This window comes from Corynebacterium sp. L4757, from assembly GCF_043673995.1.
GTDB lineage: Bacteria > Actinomycetota > Actinomycetes > Mycobacteriales > Mycobacteriaceae > Corynebacterium.
Genome location: NZ_JBIMEN010000001.1, coordinates 396,417 through 417,560 on the forward strand (window position 1 = coordinate 396,417; position 21,144 = coordinate 417,560).

General features: G+C 53.7%; 17 protein-coding genes. 3 read left to right on the forward strand and 14 right to left on the reverse strand.

From position 1 onward, the window contains the following. Window positions 1–3: 3 nt before the first annotated feature. From ACG98I_RS01835 to ACG98I_RS01885, 11 genes are all read right to left on the reverse strand, one after another. Window positions 4–387, reverse strand: coding sequence for a Na+/H+ antiporter subunit E (locus ACG98I_RS01835; RefSeq protein ID WP_394717841.1), 384 nt, complete (start codon window positions 385–387; stop codon window positions 4–6). Continuing rightward, entirely contained in the window at window positions 387–2,024 is a 1,638-nt protein-coding gene (locus tag ACG98I_RS01840; RefSeq protein ID WP_394717843.1) for a monovalent cation/H+ antiporter subunit D family protein, read from the reverse strand. The genes ACG98I_RS01835 and ACG98I_RS01840 overlap by 1 nt, the downstream gene beginning before the upstream one ends. Then, window positions 2,024–2,371, reverse strand: coding sequence for a sodium:proton antiporter (locus tag ACG98I_RS01845; RefSeq protein ID WP_394717845.1), 348 nt, complete (start codon window positions 2,369–2,371; stop codon window positions 2,024–2,026). Before ACG98I_RS01845 ends, ACG98I_RS01840 begins: the two co-directional genes overlap by 1 nt. Further along, on the reverse strand, window positions 2,372–5,269 hold the full coding sequence (locus ACG98I_RS01850; protein WP_394717847.1) for a DUF4040 family protein: 2,898 nt from the start codon (window positions 5,267–5,269) through the stop codon (window positions 2,372–2,374). A gap of 231 nt (window positions 5,270–5,500) precedes the next feature. Further along, complete coding sequence (gene ftsY / locus ACG98I_RS01855) at window positions 5,501–7,324, reverse strand: signal recognition particle-docking protein FtsY (RefSeq protein WP_394717849.1); 1,824 nt, start codon at window positions 7,322–7,324, stop codon at window positions 5,501–5,503. A 10-nt stretch (window positions 7,325–7,334) separates the two neighbouring features. Beyond that, a complete protein-coding gene (gene smc, locus ACG98I_RS01860; protein ID WP_394717850.1) occupies window positions 7,335–10,793 on the reverse strand; it encodes a chromosome segregation protein SMC in 3,459 nt (1,152 codons plus the stop codon). A 42-nt stretch (window positions 10,794–10,835) separates the two neighbouring features. Continuing rightward, window positions 10,836–11,114 (reverse strand): acylphosphatase, encoded by a 279-nt coding sequence (locus tag ACG98I_RS01865; protein WP_394717852.1) that lies wholly within the window; start codon window positions 11,112–11,114, stop codon window positions 10,836–10,838. After that, window positions 11,115–12,584 carry an alanine/glycine:cation symporter family protein gene (locus ACG98I_RS01870; protein WP_394717854.1) on the reverse strand — a complete coding sequence of 490 codons (1,470 nt, stop codon included), beginning with the start codon at window positions 12,582–12,584 and terminating at the stop codon, window positions 11,115–11,117. It abuts the gene before it with no gap. 492 nt (window positions 12,585–13,076) lie between these two features. Next, window positions 13,077–13,877 carry a bifunctional DNA-formamidopyrimidine glycosylase/DNA-(apurinic or apyrimidinic site) lyase gene (gene mutM, locus ACG98I_RS01875; RefSeq protein ID WP_394717856.1) on the reverse strand — a complete coding sequence of 267 codons (801 nt, stop codon included), beginning with the start codon at window positions 13,875–13,877 and terminating at the stop codon, window positions 13,077–13,079. 6 nt (window positions 13,878–13,883) lie between these two features. Next, window positions 13,884–14,621 (reverse strand): ribonuclease III, encoded by a 738-nt coding sequence (gene rnc, locus ACG98I_RS01880; protein ID WP_394717858.1) that lies wholly within the window; start codon window positions 14,619–14,621, stop codon window positions 13,884–13,886. Next, window positions 14,618–15,133, reverse strand: coding sequence for a YceD family protein (locus tag ACG98I_RS01885; protein WP_394717859.1), 516 nt, complete (start codon window positions 15,131–15,133; stop codon window positions 14,618–14,620). The genes rnc and ACG98I_RS01885 overlap by 4 nt, the downstream gene beginning before the upstream one ends. A gap of 126 nt (window positions 15,134–15,259) precedes the next feature. On the opposite strand from ACG98I_RS01885, the gene ACG98I_RS01890 reads away from it, so the two are divergent. Next, complete coding sequence (locus ACG98I_RS01890; RefSeq protein ID WP_394717861.1) at window positions 15,260–15,757, forward strand: transporter; 498 nt, start codon at window positions 15,260–15,262, stop codon at window positions 15,755–15,757. 41 nt (window positions 15,758–15,798) lie between these two features. On the opposite strand, the gene ACG98I_RS01895 is transcribed toward ACG98I_RS01890, so the two are convergent. Further along, on the reverse strand, window positions 15,799–16,506 hold the full coding sequence (locus ACG98I_RS01895) for a DivIVA domain-containing protein (RefSeq protein WP_394717862.1): 708 nt from the start codon (window positions 16,504–16,506) through the stop codon (window positions 15,799–15,801). Window positions 16,507–16,640: 134 nt separating this feature from the next. Here ACG98I_RS01895 and ACG98I_RS01900 point away from each other — a divergent pair, with 134 nt between their 5' ends. Next, entirely contained in the window at window positions 16,641–18,047 is a 1,407-nt protein-coding gene (locus ACG98I_RS01900) for an SMI1/KNR4 family protein (protein WP_394717863.1), read from the forward strand. Between the two features lie 56 nt (window positions 18,048–18,103). Here the strand turns inward: ACG98I_RS01900 and gdhA are convergent, their stop codons facing one another. Further along, window positions 18,104–19,444 carry an NADP-specific glutamate dehydrogenase gene (gene gdhA, locus ACG98I_RS01905; protein ID WP_394717865.1) on the reverse strand — a complete coding sequence of 447 codons (1,341 nt, stop codon included), beginning with the start codon at window positions 19,442–19,444 and terminating at the stop codon, window positions 18,104–18,106. A gap of 186 nt (window positions 19,445–19,630) precedes the next feature. Here gdhA and ACG98I_RS01910 point away from each other — a divergent pair, with 186 nt between their 5' ends. Next, window positions 19,631–20,737: a glycerate kinase gene (locus ACG98I_RS01910; protein WP_394717867.1), complete on the forward strand. Its 1,107-nt coding sequence runs from the start codon at window positions 19,631–19,633 to the stop codon at window positions 20,735–20,737. Here ACG98I_RS01910 and ACG98I_RS01915 read toward each other — a convergent pair. Next, window positions 20,734–21,132, reverse strand: a complete 399-nt coding sequence (locus tag ACG98I_RS01915) for a hypothetical protein (RefSeq protein WP_394717869.1) — start codon at window positions 21,130–21,132, stop codon at window positions 20,734–20,736. The genes ACG98I_RS01910 and ACG98I_RS01915 overlap by 4 nt on opposite strands. Window positions 21,133–21,144: the final 12 nt, after the last annotated feature.

Sequence of the window (21,144 nt, forward strand, 5' to 3'; positions counted from 1 at the left end):
GACCTAAGCCTCTTTCTTAGTGTCAGAGAAGAAGTGCGGGTGAATCATAACGCCACGGAGCATGCGCTCTTCCATGTCACGCAAGTCATCACGTAGCTCATCAGCATCTGAGTTGTACATGCCATGCACATACATCACGCGCTGACCTTCTTCTGTGCTGGAACCTGCACCCACTACCAACGTACCTGGGGTAACAGTAATCAGTGCAGCAATGAGCGTGTAGCACGCTTCCGATTCAGACTGGCATTCATAACGCGCAACGCCAGGCGTGGAATCGTGCCCGCGGGAGATGATGTCTTTCAACACGGCGATATTGGCCACTGTGAATTCTTTGATGTACCAAAGCCAAAACCCGATAAAGCGAAATGGGAAAGTAAGAAAATCCATTATCCGAGCACCGCCTCAACGTAGGTGGAAGTATCAATCAAACCGGTTGCTGCGGTATCAGCCCAGCCCAGCAGAACTTCGCCACCCAGGCCAATAGCCAAAGTCAGAAGCGCGGTAATCACCGCTGGTGCTGCCAACCAGCCAGAGATACGTGGGCGGGAGTCCTTCGTATCTTCAATCAGATATGCCTCAGACTCAGCTTTTACTGCGACAGACGCACCTTCTTCAGGTGCCTCTGGGTACTGTGCAACGCCACCTCCGATGGTGGCGTCTGGACCATCTGGGTCTTGGTCCGCGCGGGGACGTGGAGCAGGTAGCTTCCTATCGCCCCAGAACATGCCCTTCCAAATCTTGAGCATGGACAACAAGGTAATTAGGGAGACCGCCAGCATGGCAATGAGTGCGTAGATTTCGCCTGCTTCCCACGTGCCCATGAGTAGGGTGAACTTGGCAACGAAGCCAGAAAATGGCGGGATACCGGCCAGCGAGAGAGCCGCAGCGAAAAATGCCACAGCGATGATTGGTTCACGCTTGGAGATATTGGTGATCTTGTCCAGCTCACCAGTGCCATAAGCAACCTCGACCGCACCGGTGGACATGAACAGTGATGCCTTCACAATCATGTGGTGGATGAGGTAGAAGATGCCAGCTGTCATACCTAGCTGAGTAAAGAGTGCGACACCCATGAGGATGTAGCCCAGCTGGGAGACCATGTGGAAGGCCAGGATTTCGCGTGTGGTCTTCTCTCCCACTGCGCCCAGCACGCCCAGCACCATGGTGAGGGTGAAGAGCAGAACCAGGATCCACAGCCAGCGCGCATCACCGTCGTAGATGACGGAGTACCAACGGTAGATAGCGTAGACCGCCACCTTGGTGTGCAGACCGGAAAATAGTGCCGTAACAGCTGGTGAGGTGTACGGATACGTACGCGCTAGCCACGAGTGAATAGGCACCACAGATGCCTTAGTCAACATCGCCAACATGGCCACAGCCATCGCAATCGCAACAGCTGGGTCTTCCTTCGCTGCGCCCTGAAGTTGTGCCAGGTTCACCGCACCATATGTGCCGTAGACCAGACCCACGCCGGTGAGCAGCATGGTGGATGCCAACAGGTTCGCTGCGATGAATAGACGCAGACCGGAAATCTGCAGCGTACCGCCGCGACGGTAAATGGTAATCGCATACAGGCCATAGCTTGGAACAAGCATAACCTCAATGAACACGAAGAAGTTGAAAATATCAGCAGTCAGCAACGCACCGTAGACACCGGTCATCAAAACCAGAGTCAGGGGTGCAAAGAATGGTTCTTTAGAAAATCCACTCGCGGTGGCAAACCATGCACAGGTGATAGCCAAAATCGACACGGTCAGCACCATGAGGGCACCGAACATATCTACAGCAAATGGGATAGCCACGAGTGCATCCCAATTACCCACGCGGTGTGCAAGTGCGGTGCCATCGGAAGTAATGGCAATCAACGCTGCTGAGCCCAGCAGGCCGGCTCCCAGCACGGTGTAGAGCATCACCTCATGCAGTATGCGCACGCGCGGGAAAATGATCAAGATACCTGCGGCCAAAAGTGGGATGGCCGCAAAAAGTGGAAGAAGTGACGCCACTAGTTCAGGGTTATAAGACATTAGAGGACCACATCCTTGTGCTTATCCAGATCGAGTTCTGGACGCGTGGAGTCATCACCATCGCCAACAGCAGCGGTAACGAACATGAGCACCGAGATGGAAAAAGCAATCACGATGGCAGTCAAAACGAATGCCTGTGGCAAGGGGTCTGCCGCGAATTCCATCTGCGCATGAGTGTGCGTACCAAAGGGCTCATTACGGGCATAGGTACCACCCGTAGAAATCAGGATGAGGTTCACGCCGTGCGATAACAACGTAAAGCCTAGGGCAATACGCAACATGTCACGACGAAGCATGAGATACACAGCGCCGCCAATGAGCAGGCCTACAGAAATAGCCAGGGTCATTTATTTGCTCCCTTCTTCCGTATCTTGCTCCCCTATGGCAGCGAGAGCCTTCTTATCAGCATTTTCGCCTCGCTTTTCCAAAAAAGTTTCCTTCTCTAGGTCAAGCAGGACCTTAAATTCCTTATCGCCCTTTCGTGGCATGCCCACGATGTTGAAGGATGCAATCACCACGCCGATAACGGCCAGGTACACACCGAGATCGAAGATCATCGCTGAGGTCTGGTGCGTGCCGAAGATTTCAACGTGCAAGGAAGTCAGGAAGGAACCTTCGAAAAAGCCCAAAAGTCCAGTCAAGGAGGCAATCGAAACACCTGAACCAATCAGCACGAAGTATGGCCAACGAACCTTGGCCTTGTCATTGCTTGGCGCAGACAGGTACAGCAGCGCGATGCCGCCGGAACCAACCAGTGCCGCGACGAAGCCGCCACCGGTCTCATAGTGTCCGCGGAAGAATAGCAGGACGGACAAAGCAATGATGATTGGGCCGATGAGCTTGGTGGTAGATCGCAGGAAGATGGTGTTATCGCCAGCGTCAAACATTGGCGACTTACGGTCCAGCAGGGTCTCGCGCACTGGTGACAAGCGGAACTTGGTCAAAAGCACGGCAATGGAAATACCCGCCATGCCCAAGACGGTGAGCTCGCCGAACGTATCGAATGCACGGTAATCAACCAAGATGGTGTTAACGATATTGGTACCACCGGTGTCTGATTCGGCCTGTTCCAGGAAGAAGCGTGCTGCATCGGACTTATCGCGACGGCCGGTCAGTCCCCAGGTGGCCAGCATTGCTGCGATACCAACAACAACGGCAAGCACGATGGACCACCAGTGGAAACGGCGAGATTCTGGGGTGAAGTGGTCTGGCAGACGGTGCAGAACCAAGACCAGAACACAGACTGTAAGTACTTCCACCGTCAACTGCGTGGTTGCCACGTCTGCGGCACCCAAACCGTAGAACCACAGGGTAACGCCATAGCCAGCGATGGAGACCACCACGACCACGGTCAGACGTGACTTGGCCATCACTGCGGCGATGACACCGACTGCGATGATGAGGGTAAATACCCAGTCAATGGCAGATGACGTGTCGCGGTAGAGCTCTGGAATATCGCGCAGGGTAAAGATACCGACAACTGCAATCAGCACCAGCATGAGCAGCGGTGCCACCAAGTGGCGACGCATCGACGTGGTACCAGATGGCTTGGTTGCAAACTTCGAACCGAAATCGATCACACCTAGGCGCAGCTTCTCCACGACATCCAGACCGGAGACTGGAGCACCGAAGTTGGTCATAGCGCGGGCAAGCTCGCGGTTGAAGTGCACCAGCGCAATACCGAAGACGATAATGAGTGCGGTCAGTGCCAACGGGATGTTGAAGCCATGCCAGATAGCCAAGTGAACTTCTTGCTCACTGCCCGTCGCTGCCAGCGCTGCTTGGCCCACTGCCCAATCCAATAGCCCTGGAATCAGACCCAAGACAACGGTAACAACCGCCAAGATTGCCGGAACAATCCACACGGTCGGCTTTGCTTCAGAAATGGTCTTAACTTCCTCCAGCTCACGAATGCCCTCTTCTGCTTCCATTTCTGCTTCAGCAATAGAGTGCTTGGTCGCACCACGGGAGCCGATGATGTAGCGGAAGGAGTATGCGAAGGTGAACATGGAAGTAACCACGATGACCGCAGTAATCAGGGTGACGATTGGCTGAATAAAACCAGACTCAACCGCCGCGGTAATGAGGCTTTCCTTAGAGATGAAGCCCAACAGCAGCGGAATGCCCGCCATCGACATACCAACGATCAAGACGATGCCCTTGGTGATTGGCATGTTTACGATACGCGTGTGTCGCAATTCGCGGTAAGAACGCGTGCCAGTTTCATGCTCAATAATGCCCACAGACATAAATAGCGCTGCCTTGAAGCACGCGTGCGCAATCGTATGAACAATAGCGGCTGTAATAGCCTGGTCAGTTCCAATACCGATGACCATCACCAGCAAACCAAGCTGGGACATAGTGGAATACGCGAGCAGTTCTTTCAGGTCATCACACTTGACTGCTGTCATCGCGCCGAAGAGTGCGGTAAATCCACCAGCGACTACGAGCATAATATTCCACAGCTGAACATCATTAAATAGTGGCGAGTAGCGAAGCAGCAGGTAAATACCTGCCTTCACCATTGCCGCGGCGTGCAGATAAGCCGAAACTGGTGCGATAGCAACCATGGAGTCCGGCAACCATGCCTGGAATGGGAACTGTGCTGACTTTGTAAATGCAGCGATAGCAATCAGTGCCGCGACAATAGCGGTCAGGCCCTTATTCTGCGACCATATTGGTGAAGCAATGACCTCAGAGATGGACATCGTGTCCGCGCTGATGGCCATAATGACCGTGGCTGCAAGCAGGAATAGACCACCGAGCACCGTGACCAGCAAGGTACGGATGGCCGGTTGGTGTCCTTTTTGTCCCGAATTAGCAATCAGGAAGTAAGAACAAAGCGTGGTCAATTCCCAGCCTAGGTAAAACACCATAAGGTCATCTGTGGTGACGACCATGGCCATTGCCGCAGCGAAGCCACAGATGTAGAAGTAAAAGGCCGTGTCCTTATGGTGAAGGTACCTGGTTGAGTAGGCCAAAACACCGGCGCCGATCAGCAGCACCAGCATCAAGAAAACTAAAGATAAACCATCAAGGCGGAATGAAAATTCCACGTCAATGGTAGGCATCCAAGCAACAGATTCAGTGTGTACTTCATCCGTACTATAGGTTGAGGCCACCATGCCGGCGCCAGCCAGCAAAGGCAACGCCAGAAGCCAACCGGCATTACGTCCCATCAGACGCGAAGCCAGCGGGGCGACCGCAACCGTGAGCCCGAGAAGGGCTAAAACGTAAAAAAGCATCGCAATTCGATATCCCTATTTATATGGACAATAAGAAACGGGTAACTAAGCCTGATTTCAAGGAATAAAGCCAGACAGATGGGGACCCCACGAATTGATATAGCCGTTGGTGCCGTTGTGCCGGATACGCACAGCGGGTTTTGAGGCATTTGTATTCGTCATCACAGAAAGATTAGCACGCCCTCAGCTACACAACGGAGCCAGGGGCGTGCCTTTCGGTTGAACAACAGGTTACTGCTCACCGAGCAATGCGTCCACGAATCCTTCAACCTCAAATGGCGCAAGGTGGTCTGCACCTTCACCCAAGCCCACAAGCTTGACTGGTACACCCAACTCTTCCTGAACCTGGAAGACAATTCCGCCCTTGGCAGTACCATCCAGTTTGGTCAAGACAACACCTGTGATATCCACTACTTCACGGAATACACGTGCTTGCATCAGGCCGTTCTGACCGACGGTGGCGTCAATAACCAGCAGGACCTCATCAACTGCGGTCTTCTTCTCAACCACACGCTTGACCTTGCCTAATTGGTCCATCAGGTCATTAGAGGTGTGCAGACGGCCCGCGGTATCAACCAGAACGACGTCTACCTGCTGTTCTACGCCAGTAGCGACGGCATCGAATGCAACCGATGCTGGATCCGCCCCTTCCTTGCCGCGAACAGTGGAGGCACCAACGCGGCGGCCCCAAGTTTCGAGCTGGTCTGCCGCTGCCGCACGGAATGTATCCGCTGCACCCAGCAGAACCGAGTGACCCATGGACACCAGAACGCGTGCCAGCTTGCCTGTCGTAGTCGTCTTACCCGTGCCGTTAACGCCAACAACCATGATGACTGCTGGCTTGCCCTCGTGTGGAATCGCTTTGATTGAGCGATCCATTTCTGGATGCCCAACCTCAATCAGGGTTTCACGCAACATCGCGCGTGCCTCAGCCTCATTCGCGACACCACGCTCAGCGATCTTGTCGCGCAATGAGTCAGTCACCTTCATGGTCACTGTGGTGCCCAAGTCCGCCATGATGAGGGTGTCTTCAATCTCTTCCCAGGCATCTTCATCCAGGTCACCTGCGGACAAAATGCCCATCAAGCCTTGTCCGATAGCATTCTGGGACCGAGACAAACGTCCACGCAGACGACCTAAACGGCCGCCAGCTGGCGCAATTTCATCAAGAGGTTCAGTTGGCTCCGGCGGGGTGGCAGGATCTTCTGGCACTGGGGTTTCTTCCAGCGCTTGCGCTGCCGAGTCAGCCTGCGCATCCGCTGCATCAGCAGCTTCCTGTGCCTTCTCACGCTCTGCTACATCATCTGCAACATCTTCAGCATCCAGGTCCTCCGCCACTTCATCAAAGATTGGCGATTCTTCCTCTTCAACTGAAGGCGCTGCCGCCGGAGCCTCTTCGACTACAGGTAACTCTTCTGTTTGAGGCTCTTCAACCTTTTCTTCTTCTGGTTGCTCCGCTTCGGCATCTTCGTCCGATTGCGCAGATGCTGCAGCTGCGCCTGCAGCAGCAGTGCCTGCGACTGCGGCACCAGCGACTGCTGCACCACTACCCTGCTGTGGCTCTTCTTGCTCAGCTTGAGACTCTTCAGCCTTCGGCTCATCAACCGGCTTCTGTTCTACAGAAGACTTAGACCCCTTCTCCACCGAAGCAGGAGCAGGAGCAACTTGTTCAGATTCCTTAGTAGGTTCAGCCTTCGCTGGCTCCGGCTTAGCAGGCTCCGCAGGCGAAGCCGGCTCAGGCTTAGCTGGCTCCTGCTTGTGTGGTTCTACAGCAGGGGTTGGTGCTGCAGATTCTTTCCTCGCAGGTTCTTCTTGCTTATGGGGTTCATTGACCACCGGTTCAGCAGTCTTTGCTGGGGCGAAATTAAACCCAGACTGTGCCTGATAATTACCGGACTTTTGCTGCTGGGTCAGTTCCTTTGGCTCTTCCTCGGGTTTCTCAAAGGAAACCTTCTTATCCTCACCACGCTTCTTGCCCCACAGCACGATGAGGACAATGAGCACGATGAGGACGACAACGGCAATGCCAATCCATAATCCTAGGTTCGCTTCCATGCGCCCTATCTTAACGTTTAGCGCCTTCCATTGCGTTTGCTGGGTTCATACGTTGGGAAATAACACGCGTCACACCGTCACCGCGCATAGTTACGCCATACAACACATTCGCAACATCCATCGTCGGTTTCTGGTGAGTAATGACGATGAGCTGGGAGTCTTTGCGCAGTTCCTCAAAGAGCGCAATCAAACGGCGTAGGTTGACATCATCTAGTGCTGCTTCAACCTCGTCCATGACGTAGAACGGCGAAGGACGCGCACGGAAGATTGCTACCAGCATTGCGAGCGCGGTCAAGGACTTTTCACCACCAGAAAGCAAGGATAAACGCTTGACTTTCTTGCCAGGTGGACGCGCTTCAACTTCAATACCGGTAGTCAACAATGAGTCCGGTTCAGTCAGAATCAGGCGCCCTTCACCACCAGGGAAGAGTGTGGCAAAAACTTTTGGAAACTCAGCTTCCACATCATTCCAGGCATCACTGAAGAGCTGGAGAATCTGCGCATCCACATCCTCAATAACGCCCTGCAGGTCTTTCCGCGCCTCAATCACGTCATCGAGCTGCGTGGACAGGAAGGAGTAGCGCTCTTCCAAAGCCTTGAATTCTTCTAGCGCAAGCGGGTTGACCTTGCCTAAGGAGTTAAGGTCTTTCTCCGCCTGCTTCAAACGCTTAGTTTGTGCAGCTCGGTCAAAATCTTCGCCAGGCGTGTAATCACGCAGCAAGTCAGCAATGGCAATGCCCAGCTGTTCCGAGATCTTCTCTTCAGCCTCATCTAGGCGCACCTGGGCTTGGGACCGTGCAATGTCACCGGAGTGAGCCTTATTGGTCAGTTGTTCCACGCGCTGACGCGCGCCATTGACGGTTTGCTTGGCCGCATTGAGCTGATTATTTAACGCAGTTCGCTGAGTATTGAGCTCATCGCGGGCTTCCGCCGCGCGAGTCAGCGCATCGGTAGCCCGCTCACTGATGGTGCGAGCGTGCTTGGCCACGGTGCGGGCCAACTCTCCCAATGCACGGCGACGTTCCATGGCACGATCATGACGCTCTTTTGCCTGACGCTCTTGCTGCGCTTGTCGGCGAAGGTTATCACCCCGGCCAGCGACCTGACCGACCTTGTCTTGAGCAAGACGAAGCGCCATTTGCGCTTCCATCTCCATAGATTTCGCGGTGTCCAACGCAGATGCAGCAGTATCCCGTTCAGTGGTGGATGCTTCAGTATCTGGTTCATCTTTATCGACGCGGGCCAAACGATCACGAGCTTTGGCTAATTTGGCGCGCAAATCAGCAAGAGTCACGTCCAATTCGGTTGCACGTGCGGCTAGCTTTTCATGGTCTCTTTGGCTAGTTTCCACCTGAGAAACCAGACGTAGATGGTCTCGCTTCCATGCTTCAACATTGGCGTCATGCTCTCGCAATGCGGCCTTAGCACCAGCAGCGGCCACGCGAGAATCTTCGGCAGCCAACTTGGCGCCTTCCAAGGTGCCGGAGAGTTCATCTAATGCCTGAGTCGCCTGCTCTAATTGCGCTTCGGCTTCCTGAATCTTGGAGGTGACCTCAACCGTGGACTGGGCACCTTGGCCAGCAGACACCCAGCCCTCGCCCATCATGACGCCCTCTGGAGTAACGGCTCGCAAACGAGGGTCTTCGCGAATAATCTCTTTTGCGGCCGCCGTATCCTTAACCAGCACGACATCCGCTAGAACGCGGGTCAGACCTTGTGATACCTCTGGGACTGCCACGATGTGATCGAGTAACCAGCTGGCGTCTTTAGGCAGCTCGGCTTCCATACGCCAATTGCTCTCAATGCCGCGGGACGTATCAAATACAGTCGTGCGCTGCGCCGTGGTGAGGGCACTTATGAGACTTTCACCGACTTCACCGGCTTGGGACTCAGCGAAAGCACCCAGCGCAACTGCCACCGCCACGTCATATTTCGTGGAGATCATCTGCGCCAAAGGCTGCAGTTCAAAGCCAATCTCAGTGGTCGGAACAATCGTGCTCTTGAGGGTTTCAATACGCGAACGCAGCGTGTAGACAGCTCGTTCGCGCTCACGCTGCTCATCACGGAGCTGGTCAAGACGCCTATCAGCTGCCTCAGACTCACTGAGTGCACGAACATGCGCTTCATCAAGCGGTGCTCGTTCGCGGTCAAAGCCTTGTAACTTCTCAGCTACTTCCCCGGCTTCATTGCGCGCATTGCGCAGCTTCTCAGCAGCTTCCTTGACCCCACCTTCACTGCGTTCGAGTTCTGCTTCTGAAGACTCCACCTGACGGCTCAGAGATTCTTCTTCTGCAATAATGCGAACAACGCCTTCACGCCTATCGGCGATTGCACGCAATTGAGCGGCATGTTCTTTATCGGCCGCGTCGAAGGCCTCGCGGCGCATAGCAACTTCTTCGCGGATGGACTCGAGTTTTTCTGCAGCTTCTTCCGCTGCCTCGACGAATTCAGCATGCTCTTCATCGGCGTGCGCTGCACGTGCTTCTAAGTCATCTGGGTCTTGTCCCTGGTAGGCAGTGGCAGCACCAGCGTTATTAGCGCGCTCTTGGGCAATGCGCAGCGTCGCGGCGGTGCGCTCGACCAGTGTGGACAGATCAAACCAGAGCTTCTGGGCTTCTTCCGCCTTTGGAGAGACAATACTCAGTTCATCTTCAAGCTCCATCTGCAGCCCCGAGGCTTCTTCTAAAGCTTCAGTTGCTTGAGCCACCTGTTCTTCCAGTAACTCTGCTTGGCGTTGAGCATCAGCGAACTCTGCACGGACACGAACAACACGATCGCCGGCAAGTTGCAAGCGTGCATCACGCAGATCAGCCTGAACGGTAGCTGCGCGTTGGGCTGCCTGTGCTTGCCGCTCCAATGGCTTAAGCTGTTTGCCCAACTCTTCCGTCAGGTCGCTGAGGCGATCCAGGTTAGCTTGCATACCAGTCAGCTTGCGCTGCGCCTTTTCTTTGCGCCGGCGGTGCTTAAGAACACCAGCAGCTTCTTCAATGTAGCTACGGCGGTCTTCTGGGCGGGATTCCAAAATTTCAGAAAGCTTGCCCTGACCAACAATAATGTGCATTTCTCGGCCAATGCCGGAATCGGACAGTAGCTCCTGGATATCCATCAAACGAGCCTTGGCACCGTTGATTTCATATTCACTCGCGCCATCGCGGAACATTCGGCGAGTGACAGAGACTTCCGAGTAATCAATTGGAAGCGCACCATCGGCATTATCGACAGTGAGCGTGACCTCGGCACGGCCGAGTGCTTTGCGGTCACCAGCGCCGGCGAAGATGACATCTTGCATCTTGCCGCCACGCAACGTCTTCGCACTGCCCTCACCCATTACCCAGGCGAGGGCGTCAACTACATTCGATTTGCCGGAGCCATTGGGGCCAACCACGGCACAAATGCCAGGCTCAAATTTTAGGGTCGTCGCAGACGCAAAAGACTTAAAGCCTTTTAGCGTCAACGATTTCAAATGCATTTAGCTAATTCTACAGACCGCACCCGATGGGATTTCAAATTCTTAGCGTTCAACAAACCCGGACTCGCCCTTTGGCTCTGCCCATTGCTCAACTACGAGCTCCACAGAACCAGGGCGCTTGGTAGCAGAAGGTTGTTCCTTCAATAATTTCAGCAGCTTCTCACAATCCTCGCGGGAGCCTTCGGCTACTACTTGAACGCGGCCATCGGATTTATTGGTGGCATGACCGGCTAGCCCCAACTCAAGCGCACGGGACCTAGTCCACCAGCGAAAGCCAACACCTTGAACGTGTCCGCGGACAAAAGCGGTCATACGTACCATTTACTTTGCTCGATCCTCCAAGCTGCGGCGGGTGACTGGGTCAGAGCCATCCCATACCTCGACATGCTTAATTTCAGGCAACATATCACGGTGGAATACCGGATCTATGCCCTGCTTGCGTTGCTGATTGAAGTTCTTCAATAGCTTAATGGCAACGCCCGACAACGGCACGATTGCCAGAATATTGAGAATCACCATAGTACCTGCACCGGTGTCTGCAAGTGCGAAAACGAATGGCAGGGATCCAACTGCTCCGAACCAAACGAAAAAGATTACTACTGCACGGAATACGAAGAGCCAATTCTTAGAAGTGGTTAGGTATTCCACATTAGCCTCAGCCAAGTAGTAGTTACCCAGGATGGAAGAGAATGCCAGGAACAAGAGAATGAAGGTGACGAAGTGTACGCCCCAGTCGCCGACCTCAGATGCCAGAGCGGTTTGGGTCAACGAGACACCTTCTGCTTCGCCGCCATATTCCACGTCGGCGCCCAGCAAGATAATAAATGCGGTGATGGTACACACCACCAGCGTGTCAAAGTAGACGCCAAGGGTCTGAACCAGGCCCTGCTTTACAGGGTGAGACACGGTTGCGGTCGCCGCTGCGTTGGGAGCAGAACCTTCACCAGCTTCATTGGAAAATAGACCACGCTGAATACCTTGCATCATTGCCGCGCCCAGGCCAGCACCAACAATCTGCTGGAAGCCCAGCGCGTGACCAACAATGGTAGAGATCATCTCTGGGACCGCGTCCAGGTTGATGATGACCACGTAGGCACCAATAATTAGGTAAGCGACTGCCATGAATGGCACAACGATCTGGGTCCAGTTCGCGATGCGCTGAACACCACCAAAAATAATCAGACCGGAAACAACTGCAATCAGTGCACCAACGATCGCACGGAAGCCGAAGGAATCATTTCCGAAGGACGTCGCCAAAGACTCCGCAATCGCGTTGGTCTGGAATGCGTTGTAGACGAAACCGAAGGTGAAGGAGATCGCGATGGAAAAAATAACTGCCAACGGCTTCCACCCCAAGCCCCTGGTCATGTAGTACGCAGGTCCACCACGATAGGCATCGCCATCGCGTACTTTCCACAGCTGCGCCAAGGTCGACTCAATGAAAGCGGTCGCGCCGCCTAAGATAGCAATCATCCACATCCAGAAGACCGCACCGGGGCCACCGACAGAAATGGCCACTGCGACACCCGCGACGTTGCCGGTACCCACGCGAGATGCCGCTGAAATTGTAAACGCCTTGAAGGCGGAGATTCCGCCGTAATGTTCATCAGCATCCTTGCCTGTCCCCTTCGGACGTTCCACCACGGACTTGAACATTGATGGGAGCATCCGAAGCTGGACCAGTGCGGTACGGAAACCAAAGAAGATGCCCGCGCCGATGAGTAGCCACGGAACAATCCATGTCCAAAGGCCGTCGTTTAACGCGCCCACTGCATTTTCAAGCAAAGTCATACGCTAATTAAAGGGGATCCCTCAGGCATTGAGCAACCTGAGTCACAGTTTTCAACAACCAATTTCCGAAGAAAACCACAAGGTTCGGAAGAATTTATGCCCATTTAATACCTACTTAGTCAGCATCTATAGGCAGACTTGGAGAACATTGGTTCGTAGGTTCTATGGTTAGCATGCTCACCACCAGCATCGGAAAATGATTCACAATTGAAGCAATTTCTTGACTTCACAACTCAAGCACCACAACCCCTTTGCGCACGTGACGGCGCAAATCAACTACCACTTGAGCATTAGTCATTCAGCTTAGAATTCTCACCGCCAGTGGCAACGAATCGACATTGCAAGATTTACAGCCAGTTCGCCAAGCCCCGCACAGTTTTTGGACACAGCTTTTCATCGATCTAAAAATAAACTACACTGCTGTGATTTATAGCACAAACAACAGTGGGGCTCCCCATTTACAACCTTCGCGTAAACGGCTCTTGAATGATGCTAATCTTGGCATTTCGGACAGTAATGAGAAGAGCGAGCGTTGAGCACAACTCGGCCAATGGGAGTGCCACAGTCATCACAGGGCTGATCGGTGCGGCCATAGGCATTTAAAGAACGGGCGAAGTAGCCAGACTCGCCGTTGACGTTGACATAGAGCGAATCAAAGCTAGTGCCGCCTTGCGCGAGCGCCTCAGTCATCACTGCAGCAGCCGCCTCATAAATGGAAACTGCTTCGCGTTGAAGCAACCGGTTGGCTTTGCGTAGCGGAGATACTCCCGCACGCCAGAGCGCTTCATCGGCGTAGATATTGCCAATGCCTGAAGCAACGGTTTGATCAAGCAGGGCTGTCTTCACATGCGTCTTCTTCGTACGCAGCTTCCGTGCAGCGGCGACTATATCGAAGTCGGGGCTCAGTGGGTCCTGGGCGATGTGGTCGATTGAAGATAAAGGAGCCACCAGCCAGCGGCCGAAGGTGCGCTGATCGATGAAGCTTAATTCGACGCCCTCGGAAAGCTCACTGCGGATGCGGACATGCTTTGAATCGGTATGACCAATTCGCAGCTGGCCCGACATTCCGAGGTGAACGAAGAGGACGTCCTCTTCCCCATCAAGGTCAAACCATAGATATTTACCGCGGCGCTGCGCCGCGGTGACCATTCGACCCTGCAATACCGCAGGCAAAGGGGCATCCTGTCCCCTATTCGCACGTGGGTGCAAAACCTCAACATTTTCAAAGGTGTGCCCCACGAGGTGCGGCTCAATGCCAGTGCGGACTACTTCTACTTCAGGTAACTCAGGCATGGACTACTAGCTGGATACCCGAATAATCTGGGACGCCTTTTCAGCCGCCTGCTGTTCAGCCTGTTTCTTATTAGGGCCAATTCCCTCACCCAGAAGCTGGTCTTCAACATGCACCTGGGCGGTGAAAACCTGATCATGCTCAGGGCCGGTGGACGTTGCGGTGTAAACAGGCATCGGCATCTTGCGTTCCGCGCATAGCTCTTGCAGCGTGGTCTTCCAGTCCATGTGCTGGCTGGTAGATACAGCAGCCTCAACTTTTTCCTCAAAGAGGCTCAAGATAACGCCACGGGCGGTCTCAAAACCATGCTGCAGATAGATAGCGCCGAAGAGAGCTTCCGTAGTGTCCGCCAGGATGGAATCCTTATCACGTCCATTGGAATTAGCCTCGCCCTTACCCAAAAGGATGAAAGAGCCCAGGTTGATTTCACGCGCGATATCGGACAGGCCGAAGCGAGAAACGATTGAGGCACGCATCTTGGAAATATCCGATTCCGGACGCGTCGGATATTTCTCATACAGGCGCGCAGCAATAGACAGGCCCAGAACGGCGTCACCGAGGAACTCTAGGCGCTCGTTATTTGGCAGGTGACCATGTTCATTCGCAAAAGAGCGGTGGGTCAACGCCAAACGCAGATAAGACTCTTCAATGTCCACGCCCAAGCTTGTGAGCAAAGGTGCAGTTTCTATTGCGGCAAATGCTTCTTCTAGTGCTTGTTCACCGCTAATTTTCTTTTTCTTGCTCACAGAAACTTCTCCAGGCCAGACCACCGTGGATCCACGCGGTCTTCTTCCTCACCAGACACACCAACGTCCACACCCTCAGGCGTATCAATATCGCAGCCATCCTCACACACTGGTGCGAAAGGAAGCACCATGCCGGCTTCATCAATCACGGTCTGAAGGAGATCAATCTCTTCGCCAATGACGGACGGGATATCTTCGTCCTGGTCGCCTTCATCACCGGTGATGAAATCATCACTGGCGGCAAAAACCTGATTGACTTTGAGATCGAATGGTCGCTGCAATGGCTTCAAACAACGAGCACATTCGCCCTCGAGGGTGCCTTCGATCCGTGCATCAACCATGATGCCCTCACCCAAGGGAGTCAGATCCGCCGCGACGGAAATCTCACTTCCTTGAGGCACCGCAATCATTTCCAGACCGATGCGTTCTGGTGCTGGCCCGGTCTGTTCGCGCTGTTCAAACGTGTTGGCACGGAGCAACTGTGCCACATTAAATTTCAGTGGAGAGTTCATAACATCCTTAAGCCTACCCTGGATTCTGTACTTCACCTGTCTGCCCGCTCACAATGTGCTACGTACTGCACAAATAGGGCCTTTTTCACTTTAATAAAGCTGCTTTTAGCCTTTAAGCTTTAAAGCATGAACGGTCAAGATTTTATCGCGGCGCCACTAGTATTTGGCTCGCTCATCCCAGCGATAGTTTTGATCATCGTTAGTTTTATTCTCGGGACACTTTCCAAAAGCAAGTTCCGGCAATTAATTACCCATGATGGGATGACCCGCCGGGGTGTGGTCCGCTGGTCGGTCATCAACGGATTTATCATTTTTGCGCTGACATTCTTCCCACTACCGGATGACATCGCAATCTTGCTCATCGCGTTGCCCTTTTCATTCGCAGCAGCTGGAATCACTTTCTACGCCGAGAATAGCGCCAGCGCTATCTTCTTATCCATCGCAATCATCGGCGGAATCCTCAGCGCCGGCGCAGCACTTTCCACGTCAATGGTGGGCATGTTTAGCCAATTCCAGCAGCTGATTACCGTGCTAGCAGTATGGCCGGTCCTTGCGGGACCGGCCATGATTGCGGCGATTATCGCAGCGGCACTCAGTGTTTCTGCGAAATCAAATGCGTACTAAAAGCTACTTCACTCTCAAACGTTAATTTCTCTTGGGAGGAATTAACGTTCATCGCGATCATAGGAAGTGTACCCACGCTGGGTGGCGCGGCTACCGGAAGCACCGGCACCACGGCGCAGTGCGGCACGATCAGAGTTAATAGTACGCAAAATGCCCGTGAGCGATTCTTCAAACTCCCCTAGTTTCGCATCCACGAATTCATCGCACTCGGTGCGCAGGCGATTGGACTCGGAGTGAGCACTGTCAATAATGCGGTTAGCTTCCTCGTTGGCGCGGCGAGCCACCTCTGATTCAGAGACCAATCGCTCTTGCTCAGCGTGGCCTTCAGCAACGGAGCGCTCATAAGACTCGTTGCCCTTAGCAACGGTACGCTCTGCCTCCGCACGCGCGGAGTCCACAATGCTTGCCGCCTTATCCTGTGCCTGGCCAATCGCAGCGGTGGCGCGGTGGTTCGCGTCATCAATCATTGCCTGGGAATCGGCTTCTGCACGGGCGATGGTTTCATCAGCCTGCGCCTCAGCGTCAGAAATCGTCTGGGTAGCGCGCTCTTCGGCCCCACGAATGATTTCATCCTGGTTGTCTAATACGTCTTGGGCATCATCAAGCTCAACGGGAATGGCATTACGCATTTCGTCGAGCAGTGCCAACATTTCATTACGTGGCACCATGCAATTGGAGGTCATAGGCACACCCATGGCCTGTTCGAGGTGGTTGACCAGCTGATCCATGCTTTCAAATACGCGGTACATGACAGCCAAGTATAGATAAAGTTCAAGTAAAGGTTCATCTCCCACGCCACAACCGATACTTCCCCAGAAAGTCTTAACCCGATGTTCAGAGATTTTCTATTGCAGGAAATAGTTCCCGGCTGGATACTATGGCCATGATTCTCGATCGAGCATCCCTCACTGCCCTATTAGAAGCACTTTCCCTGACCTTTTCCATTATCCCCGATGCCCACAGCGTCAGAGTCACGTTAAAGTTGAGCCCGCGCAGCCGCAGCAAGATCCTCAGCGTGTTTAACGCTGCGGGAAATTCCCTGCCGCAACCTAAAACTCTCTCCCGCGCGACAGCAGACCCCATTACTACTTTTCAGAAGGCCGTAGCGCCATCGCAGCCGGTCAATGTTGAAATTACCCTTAACCAAGCACGCCAGTGGAAAGTCACCACATCCACAGATGGCAATCCGGCCCAAATTGAGCTGCGTCTAGAGCAGGCAACCGAAAGCCTTCCCGCACTCACGGAAGAACAATTGCGTAAGCTCACGGCCAGCTGGGCTGAATTCTCCGGGGCCTATGAGCCTGCTGACGGCGCTAGCGGCAAAGAACTATCCCAGTTGGCAGAAGAGCTTGGACAACCAATACCACCAGAGTTGGAAGCTTTCTTGCGCTTAAGCAATGGCCCAGATTTCGGCGATCCTGATATTGCCGATGAGATGGAGTACGCATGGGGTCTGTTGGACACGCGTCACATCGCGAGCCAATACGAGAGATTGTCCGAGGTAGCCCGCAATTTCGACATGAATGATCTCGGTCTCACTAATGGCGCACCAGGACTAACTCAGCTGCGCCGTTTCCACTCTGGCTGGATCCCCTTCGCTTTCGATGGGGCGCACGACTATATCGGAACCGACACAGTTCCTGGCCCTCATGGAACACCAGGTCAGATCATCACTTTCGGCGAAGATGAACTAGATGGCCCCAAAGTCATTGCAGACTCATTAACTGATCTTTTTGCGGATCGTTTAACACCGGATGTAGCACCGCCGACCAAACGCTTCACCATCAAAGAAACAGATGATTTTGCCGTTGCTTCGATTCCAACTGATGTCCAGGAGCTCACTATTTCCAAGCAGAGCGCGGTTTCAGTACGCGATTTACCGCAGGAGCACCTCAAGAGTCTGAATTGTGTCAAGAATACGGAACTCAATCTTGCGGGCATTGAAGATATTCCGCTTTTGAAATTGAGGATTGCTGACATTTCTTCCGTGGATCTCAGCCCACTCAAAGACCACCCGACGCTTCGGCAGCTGGACTTGAGCAACATAAACGGCATTGATGCAGCAGAAGTTGTGGCAACGCTGCCCGCTCTGAAAAAGGTAGAGATCAAAGATCTGGAGAATTCTGCTGAAATGAAGCTGCTGCATGCTCTTCGCCGCAATGAGAATTTAGGCGGTGTGTCTTTTGGCTTCCGCCCAACGTTGAGCTTGGAAGAACTAGCATTACGCAGCGAAATACTAACAGGGTCCCCTGAGCCCGGTACCACTGTAGAAACGGGTGTACTCACCTAAAATGTTGAAGGCCCCGGAATCTTCCGGGGCCTTCAACATTTTAGGATGATTGGGTCTTAGATAATGCCCTGAGCCAGCATTGCGTCAGCAACCTTCTTGAAGCCAGCGATATTTGCGCCAGCAACGTAGTCGCCCTCGCGGTCATACTCAGCCGCGGTATTGGACATGTTGAGGAAGATGCGGGTCATAATCTGCTTCAGGCGCTCATCGGTGTAGTCAAAGGACCAAGAATCACGTGATGCATTCTGCTGCATTTCCAGCGCGGAGGTCGCAACACCGCCTGCATTGGCTGCCTTGCCAGGAGCAAATGCAATCTTGTTGTCCTGGAAGATGTGCACTGCATCAGGGGTACAAGGCATATTTGCACCCTCAGCAACGTAGCGGACACCGTTTTGCTTCAGCAGCTCAGCGGACTCGCCATCGAGCTCATTTTGGGTCGCACAAGGCAAAGCAACGTCTGCTTCAACTTCCCAGATATTGCCCTTCTCCACGAACTTATCGCCGGTGGCCTCAGCATAAGCGGAGATGCGCTCACGACGGTTTTCCTTGATGTCCTTCAACAAGTCAACGTCCACGCCATTCGGGGTGTGAATGTAGCCGGAGGAGTCTGACATTGCTACGACGGTCGCACCATGCTCCTGTGCCTTCGAAGCAGCATAGATAGCAACATTGCCGGAGCCAGAAACAATAACCTTGGCGCCAGAGAGGGACTCGCCGTGCGCGCGCATCATCTCAGCGGTCAGGTAAACACAGCCATAGCCGGTTGCCTCAGTACGAACCAAGGAGCCGCCCCAGGTCAGACCCTTACCGGTCAGAACACCGGATTCGTGCTGATTTGCCAGACGGCGGTACTGACCAAAGAGATAGCCAATTTCGCGACCGCCGACGCCAATATCGCCAGCTGGAACGTCACGGTATTCGCCAATGTGGCGGTGCAGCTCAGTCATGAATGACTGGCAGAAGCGCATGATTTCCAGTTCAGACTTGCCCTTAGGGTCAAAGTCGGAACCGCCCTTGCCGCCGCCGATAGGCAGGCCGGTCAAAGAGTTCTTGAAAATCTGCTCAAAGCCCAGGAACTTGATGATGCCCAGGTTGACGGAAGGGTGGAAACGCAGGCCACCCTTGTATGGGCCAAGTGCTGAGTTGAACTGCACGCGGAAGCCGCGGTTGACGTTGACCTTACCGTTGTCATCCAGCCATGGCACGCGGAAGATGAGCTGACGTTCAGGCTCGCACAGGCGCTCCACCAAGCCATAATCAGCGTAGTGCGGGTCCTTTTCCAGAACAATCTTCAATGAGTCCAGAACCTCGGACACTGCCTGGTGGAATTCTGGTTCTCCGGCGTTACGCTTGAGCAACATGTCGTAATAATCAGAAATCTTGTTATCTACGCTCATAATGGGCCCTTCCCATACTTATTTCCCAAACATTGTCTCTGGCACAAACTCCGCAGGACAGACTGGTGGAACAAGCATTTAAATAGTTTGACAGAAATATAGTTTCCTATAGGGCGACCAATATTGCAAGCTTTAAAGGTCAATACGCGTAAATAGTGGTGTTTTTCACCCGCTATAATCACAGACATGCTTATCGTCATCGCGCCAGATTCTTTCAAGTCCACCGCCACCGCAACCGAGGCAGCGCGCGGTATTGCGCAAGGTGTTGCAGAAGTGCTTGCCGATGCCACAATCAAGCAACTCCCCATGGCCGATGGCGGCGAAGGCACGTCAGAACTCATCGCGAACACGCTCGCAGCAAGCGGGAAGAAGGTGGAAAAGGTAGAACTGCCCACCACAGATGCCCGCGGGCGTTTAACAACTGCGCACTATTATTTGTCTGAGCAGACCGCCTACATCGATGTTGCTGCGGCATCTGGTCTGCCAGCGGTGGAAGATGACTTGGATGTCTTGCACGCAGATTCCTATGGCACGGGCGTGTTGATTGCCGATGCCGAGTCACGCGGTGCCACGCACATCACTCTGGGGCTAGGCGGTTCTGCCACCGTTGATGGCGGCATGGGAATCATCACCGCATTGGGCGGAACCCCCATGGATGACAAAGGTTATCCACTTGCTAAAGGCGGTGCACCCCTGGTCATGTTAGATGATATTGATACAGCACAGCTCAACATCAAAGCAGCTGGATTAAAGTACACCATGCTGGGCGATACCACCTGTTCCCCACTGCATTCTGCCAGCATGTATGGGCCACAAAAGGGTGCCAGCGAACAGGACATCCCGCTATTAACCGGCGCAATGATGCGCCTATGTGAGGTCACCGGAATCGATGTAGAACGCGAAGGATTCGGCGCAGCCGGCTCCATCCCCGTGGGTCTGACCTGGCTATCGTCAGTCATTTTCAACAGCGAGGACAACATCGCCCTCACCGCAGGCGCGCACCACATCGCGGGGCTTTACGGCATTTCGGAGATGCTTAATGAGGACACGCTGATCATTACCGGCGAGGGCGCTTTTGATGAGCAGTCTTTAACCGGCAAGGTAGTCGGCACTATCGCTGAGATTGCGGGACACAAGAATGCGACGCTCGGCATCGTGGCAGGCAGGTTGGATAGCCCAGCGCCCCAAGGTGTGCTTTCCCATCAGCTGAGCCAGCAAGGCTCGATGCATGACCAGCTCAAGGAAGCTGGCCGTGCCATTGCCGAGCAGTTTGCCGCGGAAAATTCAGCTTAGCGGCGTACAGCCAGTGCCCATGGGAAGATAGCTGGCAGCTCATGTGCGGTTTCATCTTCCAGCAGCACCCAGTCCTTTGGCAATACTGCGTGTGGGGTCAGCAGTCGGCCCAGCACCATACCCAGTTCATTGAGCGAGCCGGTCACGCCTTCTACCTTGATGAGGTAGCGGTAGACTGCAGCGTCTTCTAGGTCATGGTCTTCATGTTCATCACGGTAAGTTTGGCGCAGTTGTTCTTCAATGCCGTCTTGCAGGCGTGGGCTATCATTAATGTCTACCTGAGCCGAGTCAATGCGCTTGGCTTCAACCAGGCGATTTAAGGCTTCTTCAAAGACTTCGCCGACGCGCTTGGACTGGGCGTGCGGGACCAAAACATCAAACTGAATAAATGACATATTAGTAAGCGT